The organism is Parapedobacter soli (genome assembly GCF_025460835.1).
GTDB classification, from domain to species: domain Bacteria; phylum Bacteroidota; class Bacteroidia; order Sphingobacteriales; family Sphingobacteriaceae; genus Parapedobacter; species Parapedobacter soli.
In genome coordinates this window covers 58,232-73,828 of the sequence record NZ_JAMXAY010000023.1, presented here as the reverse complement: position 1 = coordinate 73,828, position 15,597 = coordinate 58,232, and the positions used below count along the sequence as shown (strand labels likewise).

General features: G+C 52.3%; 18 protein-coding genes. 13 read left to right on the top strand and 5 right to left on the bottom strand.

The genetic code is table 11. From position 1 onward, the window contains the following. Positions 1-113 precede the first annotated feature (113 nt). From NGM62_RS22210 to NGM62_RS11450, 6 genes are all read left to right on the top strand, one after another. Complete coding sequence (locus NGM62_RS22210; RefSeq protein ID WP_390937131.1) at positions 114-308, top strand: class I SAM-dependent methyltransferase; 195 nt, start codon at positions 114-116, stop codon at positions 306-308. A gap of 188 nt (positions 309-496) precedes the next feature. Further along, positions 497-1,060, top strand: coding sequence for a pentapeptide repeat-containing protein (locus NGM62_RS11470; RefSeq protein WP_262248090.1), 564 nt, complete (start codon positions 497-499; stop codon positions 1,058-1,060). 70 nt (positions 1,061-1,130) lie between these two features. Continuing rightward, positions 1,131-1,523, top strand: a complete 393-nt coding sequence (locus tag NGM62_RS11465) for a DUF1801 domain-containing protein (RefSeq protein ID WP_262248088.1) — start codon at positions 1,131-1,133, stop codon at positions 1,521-1,523. A 32-nt stretch (positions 1,524-1,555) separates the two neighbouring features. After that, positions 1,556-1,909 (top strand): bleomycin resistance protein, encoded by a 354-nt coding sequence (locus tag NGM62_RS11460; RefSeq protein WP_262248087.1) that lies wholly within the window; start codon positions 1,556-1,558, stop codon positions 1,907-1,909. Position 1,910: 1 nt separating this feature from the next. Then, positions 1,911-2,321: a DUF6157 family protein gene (locus tag NGM62_RS11455; RefSeq protein WP_262248085.1), complete on the top strand. Its 411-nt coding sequence runs from the start codon at positions 1,911-1,913 to the stop codon at positions 2,319-2,321. Then, on the top strand, positions 2,321-3,211 hold the full coding sequence (locus NGM62_RS11450; RefSeq protein WP_262248091.1) for a DMT family transporter: 891 nt from the start codon (positions 2,321-2,323) through the stop codon (positions 3,209-3,211). Before NGM62_RS11455 ends, NGM62_RS11450 begins: the two co-directional genes overlap by 1 nt. Positions 3,212-3,279: 68 nt before the next feature. On the opposite strand, the gene NGM62_RS11445 is transcribed toward NGM62_RS11450, so the two are convergent. Continuing rightward, positions 3,280-4,218, bottom strand: coding sequence for an energy transducer TonB (locus NGM62_RS11445; RefSeq protein WP_262248083.1), 939 nt, complete (start codon positions 4,216-4,218; stop codon positions 3,280-3,282). Continuing rightward, entirely contained in the window at positions 4,205-4,780 is a 576-nt protein-coding gene (locus NGM62_RS11440) for an RNA polymerase sigma factor (protein ID WP_262248082.1), read from the bottom strand. The genes NGM62_RS11445 and NGM62_RS11440 overlap by 14 nt, the downstream gene beginning before the upstream one ends. A gap of 77 nt (positions 4,781-4,857) precedes the next feature. Here NGM62_RS11440 and NGM62_RS11435 point away from each other — a divergent pair, with 77 nt between their 5' ends. Then, positions 4,858-6,735, top strand: a complete 1,878-nt coding sequence (locus NGM62_RS11435; RefSeq protein ID WP_262248081.1) for a vWA domain-containing protein — start codon at positions 4,858-4,860, stop codon at positions 6,733-6,735. An 8-nt stretch (positions 6,736-6,743) separates the two neighbouring features. Here the strand turns inward: NGM62_RS11435 and NGM62_RS11430 are convergent, their stop codons facing one another. Together NGM62_RS11430 and NGM62_RS11425 are read right to left on the bottom strand one after the other, a co-directional pair. After that, positions 6,744-7,625 carry a sugar phosphate isomerase/epimerase family protein gene (locus NGM62_RS11430; RefSeq protein WP_262248079.1) on the bottom strand — a complete coding sequence of 294 codons (882 nt, stop codon included), beginning with the start codon at positions 7,623-7,625 and terminating at the stop codon, positions 6,744-6,746. Between the two features lie 36 nt (positions 7,626-7,661). Further along, positions 7,662-9,602, bottom strand: a complete 1,941-nt coding sequence (locus tag NGM62_RS11425; RefSeq protein ID WP_262248077.1) for a heavy metal translocating P-type ATPase — start codon at positions 9,600-9,602, stop codon at positions 7,662-7,664. A gap of 133 nt (positions 9,603-9,735) precedes the next feature. Here NGM62_RS11425 and NGM62_RS11420 point away from each other — a divergent pair, with 133 nt between their 5' ends. From NGM62_RS11420 to trxB, 5 genes are all read left to right on the top strand, one after another. Beyond that, entirely contained in the window at positions 9,736-10,335 is a 600-nt protein-coding gene (locus tag NGM62_RS11420; RefSeq protein WP_262248075.1) for a 3-keto-disaccharide hydrolase, read from the top strand. A gap of 12 nt (positions 10,336-10,347) precedes the next feature. Continuing rightward, positions 10,348-11,637, top strand: coding sequence for a serine hydrolase domain-containing protein (locus NGM62_RS11415; RefSeq protein WP_262248073.1), 1,290 nt, complete (start codon positions 10,348-10,350; stop codon positions 11,635-11,637). Between the two features lie 52 nt (positions 11,638-11,689). Continuing rightward, the gene (locus NGM62_RS11410; protein ID WP_262248072.1) at positions 11,690-11,821 is read left to right on the top strand and encodes a hypothetical protein; all 132 of its coding nucleotides are present in this window, start codon (positions 11,690-11,692) and stop codon (positions 11,819-11,821) included. 63 nt (positions 11,822-11,884) lie between these two features. Further along, the gene (locus tag NGM62_RS11405) at positions 11,885-12,862 is read left to right on the top strand and encodes a 3'-5' exonuclease (RefSeq protein WP_262248071.1); all 978 of its coding nucleotides are present in this window, start codon (positions 11,885-11,887) and stop codon (positions 12,860-12,862) included. A 91-nt stretch (positions 12,863-12,953) separates the two neighbouring features. Next, positions 12,954-13,907: a thioredoxin-disulfide reductase gene (gene trxB, locus NGM62_RS11400; RefSeq protein ID WP_262248070.1), complete on the top strand. Its 954-nt coding sequence runs from the start codon at positions 12,954-12,956 to the stop codon at positions 13,905-13,907. A gap of 8 nt (positions 13,908-13,915) precedes the next feature. On the opposite strand, the gene NGM62_RS11395 is transcribed toward trxB, so the two are convergent. Next, positions 13,916-14,416, bottom strand: a complete 501-nt coding sequence (locus NGM62_RS11395) for a rhodanese-like domain-containing protein (protein ID WP_262248069.1) — start codon at positions 14,414-14,416, stop codon at positions 13,916-13,918. A gap of 116 nt (positions 14,417-14,532) precedes the next feature. Here NGM62_RS11395 and NGM62_RS11390 point away from each other — a divergent pair, with 116 nt between their 5' ends. Beyond that, entirely contained in the window at positions 14,533-15,441 is a 909-nt protein-coding gene (locus NGM62_RS11390; RefSeq protein ID WP_262248068.1) for a hypothetical protein, read from the top strand. Positions 15,442-15,597: the final 156 nt, after the last annotated feature.

The window sequence follows — 15,597 nt, the reverse complement described above, 5'->3', positions numbered from 1 at the left end:
CTGCAAATCCAATCCCCAAAATTCTTAAAAGCGAAATCCCTGCCCATAGTGTCCGATTTATCTAAAAATAAAATATAATTGGTATCATTGTATGTGATTGAAATCGTCAGAAAATGAGTGCGGAATCGGACTATATAACAATAAGCCGTGTAAAAGGGAAAACGATCTTACACTTGCAATGCCATTTTGGACAGGATACGATTTCGTTAAACAGGTTGGGAGCAGAAGTGACCGGCGTAGATCTATCAGATAAGGCCATAGAAAGTGCGAAACAACTTGTGATTGAGGCACGACTATTCGCCCTATAACTGTTTTAACAACGCGATCGAGTATGAACCCAAAAAATATAGCATAGCACATTTGGGTAACAAAATTCTGTGGTTTACTCCATTCTTGCGCAAAAGAAAGTTAGCTTTCGCGCAGTAGAGATACTGCATAAAAACATGTGCTTTGGCGCTTTTGGGGGAATAAAATGACATCGATATAAAGTAGGCAGATGCAAGAAATAATAATGGAGGACCAGACATTTGACCGAAGCGCCTCCCTTCGAACCGGCGAGTACGATAATTGCATTTTCAACGGGTGTGATTTTTCAGAGCGCGACCTCTCGGCGTTTAAATTCGCAGATTGCACATTTAATGGGTGCAACTTCAGCCTGGCAAAGCTCAACGGAACAGCCCTCTGCGATGTTCAGTTCAAAGACTGCAAAATGCTGGGCCTCCGGTTTGATAGCTGCAACCCCTTCGGTCTTTCTTTTTCCTTCGACGGATGCCAGCTGAACCATTCGTCGTTTTACAAAACGAAAATCAAAAAGACCGTTTTCAACGATTCACAATTGCAGGAGACCGATTTTGCGGAAGCAGACCTGACCAATGCCGTCTTCGATAACTGTAACCTGATGAATGCCGTTTTTGATCGTACCATACTCGAAAAGGCCGATTTCCGTACGTCATATAATTATACCATCGATCCGGAAACCAACCGGATTAAAAAAGCTAAGTTTTCGGTTTCGGGTATAGCGGGGCTACTCGCTAAATATGATATTGACATTGAAAAATGAAGTCAACATCGGATTTCGGTATAAGTATGTTACTTTTGTTCATAACGCATAGATAAACGCAACAAGCACGATGAACAACGGTATCCTGAAATATAACCAGTCGCAGGCGGATGGAGAAAGTGAAATCTGCAACACCTTGGCGGCGCTGATCGATGAAAACCTTGTCGGCGCGGAGAGTAAAATCTGGCACGCGCACCCCGTTTGGTTCCTCGAAGGCAACCCTATTGTCGGATATGTCAAACTGAAAGCTGGTATCCGCCTGATGTTTTGGAGTGGGATGGGTTTCGATGAAGCAAAATTGAAGCCGGGCACCGGAAAGTTTATGGATGCATCCATACTTTATGCTACAGTTGACGAAATCGATGCTGACGACATCAAACGCTGGATCGACAAGGCAGCGAACATTCAATGGGATTATAAAAACCTCGTGAAACGGAAAGGGAAATTGGAGCGTTTGAAGTAGTATCGATAATTAACTACCTTTATAAAAAAACGATGCTAAAAGCGATAAATCCGAAATTGCTGATGCGTGATAAAGCCGCAACGAGGAATTTCTACATCAACAAATTAGGTTTCCGGGAGTTCGGAAGTGCCGACTTCGAAGGCTACCTGATGGTTGAAAAAGAGGATATTGAGATCCACTTTTTTGAGTTTAAAGACCTCGACCCCAAGGAGAATTACGGCCAAGTGTACATCCGCACAGACGATATCGACAAGTTGTATAAATCATATGCGGCCAACAATTTAATACATCCAAATGGCCCATTGGAAAGGAAACCGTGGGGCCAATGGGAATTTTCGATGCTCGATCCCGATAATAATCTGCTTACCTTTGGGCAACCGATTTGATATGAAAACACACACCACAAACTATTACAATACCTTTATCGAGGTTGCCGAAGATACGAAAACGGCGGCGGGAACCCAACCGCCAAGCAAGGCCAAACCGACCGTTGCCGAAATGCAATATGACCTCATTGCAAACCATCCCTACCAGTACACGTCTGACGATGTGTTGTTTCAGGTATATGCCGATCGAAACGGGTTAATTGAAGCGGAATACGGACAAGCCAGGGCGCAGTTTTTTTCGAAGGGGCAGGCCTGCTTACGCGCATCGCCGCTTACCAAAACCTATGGGTTTGGCATCCATTGCGATGGCGAAGGCAAGGTAGCACTTTACGGTATGGAAACGGAGGCTTATCAAAAAATCTCAGCCGACCCTAAAGTCAAGAAAGTGAAGGCCATGCGGTCGAGTAGGTGATGGATTCGCACACAAGAGGGGTGGCCATGGCGCTGCTTGCCGCCACGTTGTGGGGGGTATCCGGTACTGCCGGCCAGTTTCTATTCCAACAGCGTGCTGTGGGGGTAGAGTGGCTGATGGCCGTGCGGATGCTGTGCGCCGGATCGCTGCTTATCCTTCTGGGTGTCTTGAAAAAAGACAGTAATGTATGGGCCATCTGGCGCGAAAAACGCGATCGCCGGCAGCTGCTGGTGTTCGGTATCGCCGGGATGCTGACCGTGCAGTACACGTATTTCGCCGCGATAAAACATTCCAATGCGGCAACTGCCACCATCCTGCAATTTTCGGCACCCGTGATGATTGCTATCTATCTGGCCGTAAGGTATGGCAAACGGCTCAATCTGTTCGGCTACCTGGCAATTTTATTTGCCGTTGTAGGTGCATTCCTGTTGGTCACGCATGGCCGCCTCGACTCCCTGACGATATCGCCGCTGGCGTTTGCTCTGGGTATGGCTTCAGCCGTGAGCTTGGCACTGTATACGCTGATGCCCGGCAAGCTGCTCCGAAAATACAGCGCGGTGAGCGTAATCGGCTGGGGGCTCTTTATCGGTGGCGTGGCCATCTCATTTGTAAAGCCCCCCTGGCAGGCAGACGGCGTATGGGATGCTTACACTTACGTGAATGTACTGTTTGTCGTCATCTTCGGAACGTTGATTCCTTTTTATATGTACCTTCGGGCTGTGCAGTTGATCGGGGGGCAGCAAGCGAGCTTGCTCACGTCGGCAGAGCCGCTGTCGGCTACGCTAATCGCCGTGTTGTGGCTGGGGGTGCCGTTCCAGGCTGTCGACTGGCTCGGTGCGCTACTCATCATTGCAACGGTGTTTTTGCTGGCAGCTGATAATAAGACATGACATCCACCTATTCCATCGGTGGTAAGCAATATATTGTCATCGCGTGACCGCTTTTGTTCCCTGTTTCCCTAAAACGTGATCCGCAGTGTAACATCGCGCTGGGTAGCATTGCCGCGGAGCCAACGTGGTCCATCGCGTACGATAAGGATGGCAAAGGTGTTGAGTTTCTCGTTGGTGGTCTCAATGACGGCAATATCAGTGGGACGCCCCTCATCATCCACAGTGAATGCCAAGTCGACAACGCCTTGACCCGGTGCTAGCTTCACAGCATTCCTCAGGTATTGCCGATAAGCATCCCAGCCTTCTTTGGGTGAGGGCTTATTCGGGTTTTCAGCAGCCCGCGCGCTAGCCGCCACCGCGGTGTCCATTTCTGCGGCAACCAGGCGGGCCGCTACTCCAGTTGGGGCAGATCTTTGCTGCGTACCATAGCCAACCACGATTGTTGAATCCAGTAGCCCCGTGCCGGTGTCGGCTTTGGGCGTAACCATCGCCAGCCGTTCTTCTTTCTTTTCTGCTTGGTTGGCCGCTGCCACGTCCGCTGCTGCGATGCGGACCGTACGTGGGGCTGTATCAGCTACCCGTTCCTTGGTGGCGGGGGCTTCCGGCTCGGGCAACGGTTTAGCCTCGGCTTCCGGCATTTCTGGTGTTTGCTCCGAAGTGGCAGCCACCGTGGCTTCGTGCTGTTCTATTATGGCATCCTCGCGGGTGAACCACCATGCGCCTACCGTAAGCACGGCCAGTATGGACGCGGCTACGGCCCAGCGTTGCAAGGGGGCGAGGCGGCGTGTGGCTGTCTGCCGCTGGCCGGTACACTCGGCGATGCGCTTGCGGATATCGGCAAGGTGATCGTCGTGTACGTCCAGCGTTTCCTGCTCCATGCCGAGGATAATATCCATCAGCATGGGGTCGGCCTGTGCTTGCCGTTCCAAGACGTACATTTCGCGCGGCGTAAGCTCACCGCGTATGTACCGCCTGATGAATTCAATATCTACTTTACCCTTTTCCATCGCTCGCCTCCATGCACAACCTTAAATTCCGTTTACCATTCTGGATGTAGCTTTTCACCTCTTTCAAGCTGTATCCCGTCAATTCTGCAATTTCTTTATAGCACTTCTCATTGAGGAAAAACAAGTCAACACTACGTTTTTGTTTTTCGGGCAGCCGCTCCATGCAGCGTTCGAGCGCTGTAAGCTGCTTTTCTTTTTCCGCTCCATCGCCATCCGGATGCATAGCGAGGGGAAATTCCACAAATTCATCGATGGAAACATGATGCCGGTTTTTCGCTACACGCAACTGCATAAGGCAATGGTTGCGGCTAAGCACGTAAAGCCAGCTGCTGAAGCGCTGGATCTCCTGTTTATTAACTTTATGGATAAGTTCTTCAAAAATCTGCATCACCGCATCCTTGCTGCGTTCGCTGTCCTTGAGGTAGCGCAGACACACGTAATATACCATCTCGGCGTGCGCCTGATAGAGCTCACCTAGTACGGCCATATCACCGGTGTCGCGATAGTGCCGGAGGAGCGCGTCGTCATCGACGTCTTTTTTCGGTGTGCCAAATCCACTCATCGGTGGGTGAAAGTAATTTTTTTTTCTGGTTTATGGAAATCGGTACACCCGCGCATCCTTCGGCAAAATTTGAGATTATGAAGTCAATATGCTTAGCAATGATCCTGTCGTTATCCCTGGGTGGGTACCGTACAGAAAAGCCGATCACCATTAGTGGAACGGTTTATGACCAGCAGACGAACGCCACCTTGGGCGGGGTTGCGATTACGTTAGCAGGTACACAGGTTGCTGCCCGGTCGGATGCCAACGGGCATTATTCCATCCAGGCTGAAAAGGGGAAGTACCTGCTTTTCGAATACATCGGCTACGAAAGTAAACGGATTAAGGTAGGAGAGAACAACGTGATCGATGTGCACCTCATTCCTGCAAAACAGTCGCTCGACGCGGTGGTCGTCGTAGGGCACGGTAAGCAGGTAGCGGCCGAGATGGAAGGGAGTGTAGTGGCCATCAGGGCTGGTGGTGTGCATCGGATGGCGTTTGCCCCGCAGGTGTATATGCCCCGGCCCATAAATACGGAGTCTTACAAAGGATTTACGGAAAACAAATTCCACAACCCGCTGGAGGAGGCACTTTCTACCTTCGCCATCGATGTGGATGCCGCGTCATACAGCAATTTCCGCCGTTTTATCAATAATGGGCAACTTCCGCCGGTAGATGCGGTACGGATTGAGGAAATGGTCAATTATTTCCAATATGACTTGAAAGGGCCGTCAACGGGCGAGCCGGTCGCGATCCACACCGAACTGGCGACGGCGCCATGGAACCCGAAACACCACTTGTTGCGCATCGGGCTAAAAGCCGAGTCGGTACCCACCGATAAACTGCCGGCCTCCAACCTGGTGTTCCTGATCGACGTATCGGGCTCGATGATGGGACCAAACCGACTGCCGCTGGCACAGGCGTCTATGAAGCTATTGGTCGACCAACTGCGCAGCAACGACCGTGTAGCCATTGTGACCTATGCCGGTGCGGCCGGGGTAGCCCTGGAAAGTACGCCTGGCGACCAGAAAATCAAAATAAAGGATGCGATTGACGCGTTGAGCGCGGGTGGATCGACAGCCGGAGGGGCCGGTCTTCAACTGGCTTACCGAACGGCACGCCAGCATTTCGTCAAAGGGGGTAATAACCGTATTATCCTGGCTTCGGATGGTGATTTCAACGTAGGTGCCTCCAGCGACGGTGATATGGAGCAGCTCATTGCCAGAGAACGGCAGAGCGGCGTAAGCCTGTCGGTGCTGGGCTTCGGCATGGGTAACCTCAAGGATAGCAAGATGGAGCTGCTGGCTAATAAGGGGCATGGCAATTACGCTTATATCGACAACATCACTGAAGCCCGCAAGGCGATGGTCACCGAGTTTGGTGGCACACTGTTTACCGTAGCCAAGGATGTGAAAGTACAGGTGGAGTTCAATCCAGCCAAGGTGCAAGCTTACAGGTTGTTGGGGTATGAGAACCGACTGCTGGAAAAAGAAGATTTCAACAACGATGAAAAGCTGGGCGGCGACATGGGTGTGGGCCATACCGTGACTGCGCTGTATGAAATCGTACCCGTAGGGGTGAACAGCAGCTACCCCGGCGATGTGGATCCGCTGAAATACCAGCCGGTGAAGGAACGTTCCTTTGTGGGTAACAGAAAAGAGGTAGCTACGGTGAAATTCCGTTATAAGGACCCCGATGACCAGGAGAGCCGTTTGCAGCAGGTCGTGGTAGCCGATCGCCCACTGGAACTGTCCAACGCCTCGGGCGACTTCCGGTTTGCCAGTGCCGTAGCCGAATTGGGTATGCTGCTGCGCAACTCGGATTATAAACAGCAGGCGAGCTACGACGGGTTGATTGCGCGGGCCCGGGGTGCGAAAGGTGCAGATAATGAGGGTTACCGTGCGGAGTTTATCCGGTTGGCGGAGAGTGCCAAGCTGCTGGCGAAAAGCAACGATTTTGCGGCGGGGGACGAATAACCCCGCTGCTACGCCGATGTCATCCGGTCGAAAACCGTACGCTGCTCCCGCATGGACTGTACTTTGTCGGCCGGATCGGTGTGGCATTCCAGTAATATCCAGCCGTCGTATTCCATCTGGCCAAGGTTCTGAAGCAGTGCAGGGTAGGGGTAATCCGTCCGGTCAAGTTCGCGCACGTGCACGGTATCTCCAAAACGGTCTTTCACCAAATCGAAATTATATTGGAAGCCCTGCCCGTCGAGATCCTGCGGGTTGCAGTTCCAGCAGATGGTGGCGTTGGGGTGGTCGGCATGGTCCATGATGGTTTTGATGTTCGGTAGGTTTTGGGTTTCATGGCCATGTACTTCCAGGCGGAGTTGCTGCCCGAAATCGGCAGCATAGGCAGCAAGCTCATTCAATGATGCGCCAATTTGCGCCATAGTTTTTTCGTGCGGCACGCCTTCGTGGAATGCGTTAGGTTTGACCTTTACACCTGTGCCACCGATATCAGCGCTCAACCGGATGAATTCTTTGGTGCGCGCAATGGATTCCCGGAGTTTTTGCTGGTCGGGGAAATCGTATTGCTGGTTCGTACCCATACCTACGCATTCGACGGCGCTACCTGCAAACTGGTCACGGACCAACCGCCGCTGATGTTTGCTCATTTCGGGTGAAACACCGTGCGCGTGGTCCACGCGGAGTTCTATGCCCTCCAAGCCTGTGGCCATGCAGTTGGCGATTAGTGTGGGCACATCCCAGTCCTTACCCCATAGATAAGTGACCAATCCAAGTTTCATTTTGGTGGTCGGCCTGTTGCGAATAGTCGCCCAGGTAGCCGCGGGAACAAGCGCCGAACCCGCTACAAGCGAAAGGGCTTGGAGAAACTGTTTTCTGTTTATAGGGTGTTTCATAATGGTGTTGGTAAGCAACAAATTTATAAAAATTAGTTAAAACCGCATCTTTTGGATTCGAATGGCATTGCCTATGGCCAGCAGGGCCACGCCCACGTCGGCAAAAACGGCTTCCCACATGTTAGCTAGTCCGCCGGCACCGAGGATAAGCACAATGGCTTTCACGGCGAAGGCCATGGTTATATTCTGCCAAACGATGCGGCGTGTGGCACGGCCGATGCGGATGGCCACCGGAATTTTGGAGGGGTGGTCGTCCTGGATCACCACATCGGCTGTTTCGATAGCCGCATCGCTACCCAGGCCGCCCATGGCAATCCCGACATCGCTCAGGGCAATGACAGGGGCATCGTTTACGCCATCGCCCACGAACGCCACGCGGTGACCTGCGGCTTTCATTTCGACGATCTTCTTCGCTTTATCTTCGGGAAGGAGGTCGCCATACGCGCTCGCGATATCTAATTGGGCAGTCACCGCCTGTACGATCGCAGTCCGGTCGCCGCTGAGCATGGTAGGGGTAATACCAAGTGCTTTCAGCTGCCTGATCGTGTCTTCCGCATCGGCCTTGATTTCATCGGCAACGTCAAAGTACCCCACAAATTGGCCACCATAGGCCGCGGCGACCAGCGTGCCGGTGGGTGTCGCATCCAGGCTGTACGTTATCCCGAATCGGTCGAGCAGCTTGAAACTGCCTACTAGCAGTTGCTTGCCCTCAATAGTGGCGGCCATACCTAGTCCGGCGGTTTCCGTTACTTGCTCCAAGGGCGGTGTTGGTCCGGTCGTGCCGATGTAGGCATGGATAGCCATTGCGGCAGGGTGTGTACTGTGGCTTGCCAGTGCGCTGATCCGCTGGAGGGTGGTTTGCGGGTCGTACGGCCCCACGATAACGGCATCTTGTACCTGGAATACGCCTTCGGTGAGTGTACCCGTCTTGTCCATCACTACATGGCGGATATGTGCCAGCGTATCGAGGAAGTTGCTGCCCTTGAGCAGGATGCCATGATGGCTTGCCGCCCCTATGCCACCGAAATAGCCGAGTGGGATAGAAATGACCAGCGCGCAGGGGCAGGAGATGACTAGGAATACAAGTGCGCGGTACAGCCAATCGCTAAACACGTAGTCGGTAACGACCAATGCGGGTGCCACGGTGATGAGCACGGCCAGCAGCACAACGATGGGCGTATAGATTTTGGCAATTTTCCGGATAAACAATTCGGTAGGTGCTTTCTGGGCAGTGGAATCTTGTACCAGTGCGATGATGCGGCTGAGCTTGCTATCCGTATAGGCTGTGGTAATGCGCACCTCGGCTACCGTGTTGAGGTTGATCATGCCGGCTAATACCGTATCGCCTTCGCCTTTCGTTACGGGTACGCTCTCGCCGGTCAGTGCCGCGGTGTTGAACGACGCCCGATCGGAAAGCAGTTCACCATCCAACGCAAGCTTTTCGCCGGGCTTGAGCCGGATGGTCATCCCGATGGTTGCCTGTTGTGCCGGTATGGTACGGGGGGTGTCTGCCTCCAGGACGGTGACCTTGTCGGGGCGTTGGTCAAGCAGGGCTTTGATATTTCCCTTGGCCCGCCGTACGGCCAACCCCTGCAGGTTTTCGCCCACCGAATAGAAGAGCATCACGGCAACTCCTTCGGGGTATTCGCCGATAAAAAAGGCACCGAGGGTAGCGATGGTCATCAGCGTAAATTCCGAGAAAACGTCGTGTTTGGCAAAGGCCTGGAACATCTGCCGGATAACCGGACCGCCTACCGGAAGATAGGCTATGCCGTACCACGCCACACGCAACCAGCCGGTAAAGAATGTCGGGCGAGGGAGCCAATCCTGGTCAAAGGCAAGCCCCAACAGCAGCAGGAGGAAACTTATAATCGCGGGAATAAAGAGCCCGAAAACAGATCGGTCGGTGGCGCGGCTGTGCGCTCCGCTTTGCGGATGTGCCACGTCGCAGCAAGACACCGTATTCCCTTCGACCATAGTCAAAGATAAAAAAATTTATGGCCCGATGCGCCGATTTGCATAATGGTGATTATCTTTAGCGCACATTGCCGGCTGTGGTCGGTAGCGTTGTTAAGAAGTATAGGCGTATAATAAACCTTAAATATTTATCATGATGTATAGAAAATGCCACTTAGCGGTGATTTTGGTGCTTTTCGCGAGCGCATCGTTTGCTCAGTTTAAGCCATTGTTCAACGGCAAAGACCTCTCGGGCTGGACCATCCACGGTACCGAGAAATGGTATGTGGAAAATGGTGAGCTGGTCTGTGAAAGCGGACCGGACAAAGAATACGGTTATCTGTCGACCGATGGAACTTATGGGGATTTCGAGCTGCGGGTGTCCTTCAAATTGGAGGCGAACGGAAACAGCGGGGTATTTATCCGCTCGGATATCGAAGGGGTAAAAATAGAAGGCTGGCAGGTAGAGGTGGCGCCGCCGGGCCATTCCACCGGTGGGATATATGAATCGTATGGCCGCGGTTGGCTGATCAAACCCGACCCGGAAAAAGAAAAGATATTGAAAGCGGATGAGTGGAATACCATGAAAATACGGGCCAAGGGCGACAAGGTGACCACGTGGCTGAACGGCAAGAAGATGGTGCAGCTCTCTGACGCGAAGATAGGTGCAGCGACAGGATTCATTGCTCTGCAGATACACGATGGTGGCGGCATCAAGGTGCGGTGGAAAGATTTACTGATTAAGGAACTCTAAACTTCCTGTGAGATGAAAATTCTATCCTTACTCTTGTGCATCGCAACCGCATTGTCGCTCCACGGCCAGACGCCCTCCGCCCATAAGTCGCCGCCCCTTGCCAACGGCTCGCCAAGTAGTGTGGGGATTTCGGCCGAGCGCCTTGCCCGGGTCGATGCGATGCTTCAGCAAGCGGTGGCTGATGGCAAGATACCGGGCGTGGTTGCATTGGTGGCACGCCATGGAAAAATCGTATACCACAAGGCTTATGGTAGTGCCGATGCTGAAACCGGGCGTAAGCAACAGACCGATGATATCTTCCGTATTGCATCGCAGACCAAGGCCATCACGGCAACGGCAGTGATGATGCTGTGGGAGGAAGGGAAATTCCAATTGGACGATCCAATATCCAAGTACATACCGGAGTTTAGGAATCCGCAGGTATTGCAATCGTTCAGGTATGCCGATACTACCTATACCACCCGGCCGGCCAACAAGGAAATCACCATCAGGCACCTGCTCACCCATACTTCCGGAATAGGATACGGCGTAATAGACGGCGATGAGCGGATGAGGATGCTTTATGAGAAGGTGGGCACGAAAGAGGTCTTTGCCACGGATGAGGTGCGGATCAGCGACTTGGTGAAGCAGTTGGCCACACTGCCCCTGCACCACGATCCCGGCGAACGGTATACCTATAGTCTAGGGTTGGATGTGCTGGGGTATTTTGTTGAAATCATATCGGGCATGCCGTTCGACCGGTTTCTGCGCGAACGGCTTTTCGATCCGCTCGGTATGGACGATACCTGGTTCTACCTGCCGGATGATAAAGCCGGCCGTTTGGTAGACATACAGTACAAAGACAATGGCCAGTGGAAAGCGTTCCCCCATACGTTTTACGACCCCGATTACCCGATCAAGGGTGCGCGCACGTTCTTTGGGGGTGGGGCCGGACTGAGTAGCACGGCCAAAGACTACGCCACCTTTTTGCAGATGTACCTCAATGGCGGTGAGCTCAACGGCGTACGTATATTGAGCCGGACAACGATAGCCACGATAATGTCAAACCAAAGCGGCAACCTGTTCGGTGGCGACGAAGAGGACTACGGCCTGGCTTTCGGGATGCTGACGGAGCGTGGCGTGGCCAAGGGCGGCCTGGGAGGCAAGGGTACCTTCGTGTGGGGCGGTTATTTCAATACGCAGTATTTTGCCGATCCGGGTGAGGGCGTTGTCGGTATCCTGATGAAACAGACACAAGGCCCAGTGGATGACCAGACCGGGTGGAAATTCAGGCAGTTGGTAGGGGCATCTATCGATGATTGAAGGCGAAAGATAACGTGCGTGATGTGAAAATTATCCTTACCTTTGCGGCGCAATGGAAGCCAAACAGCCGGAAAAGGAAGATTATAGTTTTTGGACAAGGTACAAACACTTTGCCGGAAGCGAGGTATTGCTTTACCTGATTATGGTAGCAGGTATTCTGTTGGGAATTGTTATTTTTAGTTGATCACTATATTATATAGTACCTGAAACATCCTGCAACGTATTATTTCCGAAAAATTAGTTCCGAATGAACCTTAAATTGAAACGCCCATTGGCATTTTTTGACTTGGAGACCACCGGTGTGAATGTGTCTGCCGACCGCATTGTCGAGATTTCCATCCTGAAAGTATCGCCAGACGGCAGTGAAGCGGTAAAAACGCTGAAAATAAACCCCGAGATGCCCATACCTATTGAGTCGTCTGTGATCCATGGGATATACGACAAGGATGTGGAGGGGGCACCCACCTTCAAAGCGGTGGCGCCTGAAATCGCTGAGTTTATCGGTGACGCGGACTTGGCCGGGTATAACTCGAATAAGTTTGATATCCCGATGCTCATGGAGGAGTTTCTGAGGGCAGGGGTTGATTTTTCGCTGACCGACCGCTTTTTTGTCGATGTTCAGAACATCTTCCACCAGATGGAGCAGCGTACCTTAAAGGCTGCATACCGTTTTTACTGCGATAAAGACCTGGAGAATGCCCACAGTGCCGAGGACGATGTACGTGCGACGTATGATGTGCTGCGATCGCAACTGGACCGCTACCGCGACACGGAGTGGGAAGATAAGGCGGGGAATAAATCGGTTCCCGTGGTGAATGATGTGGAGGCCCTGCACCGTTTCACCAACCTGAACCGCCCGGTGGATTTTGCCGGCAGGATGGTATTCAACGAGCAGGGAGAGGAAGTGTTCAACTTTGGAAAACATAAAGGGCGGACAGTTGAGTCGGTATTTGACAAAGAACCCAGCTACTACGCGTGGATGATGCAGGGCGACTTTCCCCTGTACACCAAACAATGCCTTGAGCGGATATGGCAGCGTTTCCGTGCAAAGCAGAAAGAACAACGCGCACAATCGCCCGCCAAAGCGGAAAAAACAGGGAGCCAGCAGGCGAACACCCCACAGCGGAATCCCGGCAAGCCCCAACGTGAGGACCGTCCCAAAAAGAAGGCCGGCCCTATTACAGACGATATGCTGAAGGGCTTGCAGGCCAAGTTTGGGAAATAATGCGCAGCACTATTCCTTACCCATGCTTGACAAACAGGCATTGATAAAAGGTTGGTAAACCCGTATTTTTGTAGCCTACTTACTTTTCATTATGTCACAAGAAATCGAACACGTAAAATGTCTGATCATCGGCTCAGGACCAGCCGGATATACTGCTGCTATTTATGCTGCCCGTGCTGATCTGAAGCCCGTTGTGTATACCGGTATCGTGCCGGGCGGACAGCTTACGCAAACTACCGACGTGGAAAACTTTCCCGGTTATGTAGATGGCATATTGGGGCCGCAGATGATGGAGGATTTCCGTAAACAGGCCGAGCGTTTCGGTACAGATGTCCGTTTCGGCTATATTACCGAGGTCGACTTCTCCGGAAGCGTGCATAAAGTGGTGGTAGACGGTGAAAAGACACTCACTGCCGATACGGTCATCATTGCTACCGGCGCTACCGCGAAGTGGCTGGGACTGGAAAGCGAGCAAAAATACAACGGGTTCGGTGTGTCGGCATGTGCCGTGTGCGACGGCTTCTTCTTTAAGGGGCAAGATGTTGCCATCGTAGGGGCGGGGGATACCGCCGCCGAAGAAGCAACGTACCTGGCGAAGCTGGCCAGCAAGGTGCACATGTTGGTACGGCGCGACGAATTCCGTGCATCAAAAGCCATGCAGCACCGGGTGCTGAATACCCCCAATATTGAGATACACTACCACACCGAAGCGAAAGAAATCTTGGGCGATGGCCAGGGCGTGACGGGTATATTGGTCTACAATAACCAAACGCTGGAGGAACGGACTATCCCGATTACCGGTTTCTTTGTTGCAATTGGCCATAAACCCAATACGGAACTGTTCCAAGGGAAACTGGATATGGATGCCAACGGATACCTGGTCACACAGCCCGATAGTACCCGTACGAACATCGAAGGGGTGTTTGCGTGCGGTGATGTGCAGGACCATGTGTACAGGCAAGCCGTTACAGCTGCCGGTACCGGGTGCATGGCTGCCCTCGAAGCGGAGCGTTACTTGGCGGCCAAAGAGTTTTCTGTAGCCTAAGCAGGTTATCAGTCGTCTACACGTGTGCCGCGTTCGAGCCACTGCGCCCAGTGCTTGTCGTACACGTGTATTTCGGTAGTTTGCACGTTGTTCGTGTTATACACGGGGTTGCGCTGGTTCACCCACTCATATATCCCGCCGAAGAGGTTGAATACATTCCGATAGCCCGCTTTCCGTAGTTTTTCGCCGATGCGTTCGCTGCGGTTCCCGATGGCGCAGTATACCACTACGGTGTCTGTCTTCTGGATATCATAAACCTCCCGCATGTCAAACCAAATATAGCCTACATGCCGCGCCCGCCGGATGTGGCTGATGTCGAATTCGCCCCGCTCGCGGGTGTCGAGTACAACGGCGCCACGTTTCATCATAGCGGGGAGCTCATCCACGGTAACAACAGGGATGCTGTGCCGGTAGACATTGTTAAGCCGCTCCGTAAACTCGGGGTTGCCGGTAGAGTCCTGTACGGTGGGAGCGAACGCCAGATATAATAAGGTTACAATGGGCCACATCAGACTTGTCTTATTTCTTCAACGTGGAACGGGTGTATGTCCATAGGTAGTGCACTTGCAATCGTGCAAAGATAGGGAAAATGTTTTTGCACCGAATTAATTCGTACTTTGGCACGATGTGGTTAGCTAGGCAACTATCTGTTTTGGTAATCAGCTGTGTTATCGCCGAATGTGCCGTAGGACAAGATGATACGGCGGTGTTTAGCATGGGGCAAGCCCGTGGACAGGTAAAAAATCCCGAGATCAACGAAGCTTCCGGACTGGTGGCGGCGGGGCACAAAGGGCACTTCTGGACCCATAATGATAGCGGCGACCAAGCCCGGATTTTCCTTATCGATGGGTCGGCACGCCACAAAGCAACTTATTACTTGCAGGGCATTACCGCGTACGATTGGGAAGATATCGGGATGATGGAGCGTGAAGGCTCCCATTATTTATTGATAGGCGACATCGGCGACAATCGCGGTAACCGGCCGAACGTGCTGCTACATATATTGAAAGAGCCGGCAGACCCCTTCGGGGCGCCAAAGGTAGATACCGTGCCCAACGACCGGATTACCACGGTGGTGCTGCAGTATGAAGACGGCCCACGTGATGCCGAGTCGCTATTCTTCGATCCCATCGATGAGCTATTATATATTATCAGCAAGCGCGACTTGGAGGTAGGAGTGTACACCACGCCGTTGCCTAGTGTGCCGGGCGACACATTGATGCTCCGTAAAGTTGCGACACTGCCCCATACGTTTATCACGTCGGCAGCCATCAGTACCGATGGTTTGGAAGTCCTTGTCAAGAACCTGGTCGACGTATTTTACTGGCAACGGCGTCCGGGCGAATCTATCGGTAGGATGTTCCGCCGCCCGGCAATGCGGCAGCCGTATCTACCGGAACCCCAAGGAGAGGCAATTGCTTTTGCGCGAGATGGCCACGGATACTATACACTGGGAGAAGCGGTGCTTGGCTTGAAAGCTGTTTTGTACTTTTACCGGCGTTGTAACACACAAGAAAAGGCAAGTGGTAGATAGGACACCGCGAAAAGTTACATTAATGGAAAGCAGAATACACAGAAAACAAGGGAGTGGGGGTTTGACTAACAGGGGGTTATGGTTGATGGTGCGGATTGATATGATATTTTCGTTAAATTATTTGACTATGTCAACTTAATTTCCATATTTTTATTG

Coding starts and splice junctions, on each gene's coding strand:
- NGM62_RS11415 (WP_262248073.1), top strand. CDS start 10,348: ATGAAAATTCTATCCTTACTCTTGTGCATCGCAACCGCATTGTCGCTC.
- NGM62_RS11410 (WP_262248072.1), top strand. CDS start 11,690: ATGGAAGCCAAACAGCCGGAAAAGGAAGATTATAGTTTTTGGACAAGG.
- trxB (WP_262248070.1), top strand. CDS start 12,954: ATGTCACAAGAAATCGAACACGTAAAATGTCTGATCATCGGCTCAGGA.
- NGM62_RS11435 (WP_262248081.1), top strand. CDS start 4,858: ATGAAGTCAATATGCTTAGCAATGATCCTGTCGTTATCCCTGGGTGGG.
- NGM62_RS11395 (WP_262248069.1), bottom strand. CDS start 14,416: ATGTGGCCCATTGTAACCTTATTATATCTGGCGTTCGCTCCCACCGTA.
- NGM62_RS11390 (WP_262248068.1), top strand. CDS start 14,533: ATGTGGTTAGCTAGGCAACTATCTGTTTTGGTAATCAGCTGTGTTATC.
- NGM62_RS11460 (WP_262248087.1), top strand. CDS start 1,556: ATGCTAAAAGCGATAAATCCGAAATTGCTGATGCGTGATAAAGCCGCA.
- NGM62_RS11455 (WP_262248085.1), top strand. CDS start 1,911: ATGAAAACACACACCACAAACTATTACAATACCTTTATCGAGGTTGCC.
- NGM62_RS11445 (WP_262248083.1), bottom strand. CDS start 4,218: ATGGAAAAGGGTAAAGTAGATATTGAATTCATCAGGCGGTACATACGC.
- NGM62_RS11425 (WP_262248077.1), bottom strand. CDS start 9,602: ATGGTCGAAGGGAATACGGTGTCTTGCTGCGACGTGGCACATCCGCAA.
- NGM62_RS11470 (WP_262248090.1), top strand. CDS start 497: ATGCAAGAAATAATAATGGAGGACCAGACATTTGACCGAAGCGCCTCC.
- NGM62_RS11440 (WP_262248082.1), bottom strand. CDS start 4,780: ATGAGTGGATTTGGCACACCGAAAAAAGACGTCGATGACGACGCGCTC.
- NGM62_RS11465 (WP_262248088.1), top strand. CDS start 1,131: ATGAACAACGGTATCCTGAAATATAACCAGTCGCAGGCGGATGGAGAA.
- NGM62_RS22210 (WP_390937131.1), top strand. CDS start 114: ATGAGTGCGGAATCGGACTATATAACAATAAGCCGTGTAAAAGGGAAA.
- NGM62_RS11405 (WP_262248071.1), top strand. CDS start 11,885: ATGAACCTTAAATTGAAACGCCCATTGGCATTTTTTGACTTGGAGACC.
- NGM62_RS11420 (WP_262248075.1), top strand. CDS start 9,736: ATGATGTATAGAAAATGCCACTTAGCGGTGATTTTGGTGCTTTTCGCG.
- NGM62_RS11430 (WP_262248079.1), bottom strand. CDS start 7,625: ATGAAACACCCTATAAACAGAAAACAGTTTCTCCAAGCCCTTTCGCTT.
- NGM62_RS11450 (WP_262248091.1), top strand. CDS start 2,321: ATGGATTCGCACACAAGAGGGGTGGCCATGGCGCTGCTTGCCGCCACG.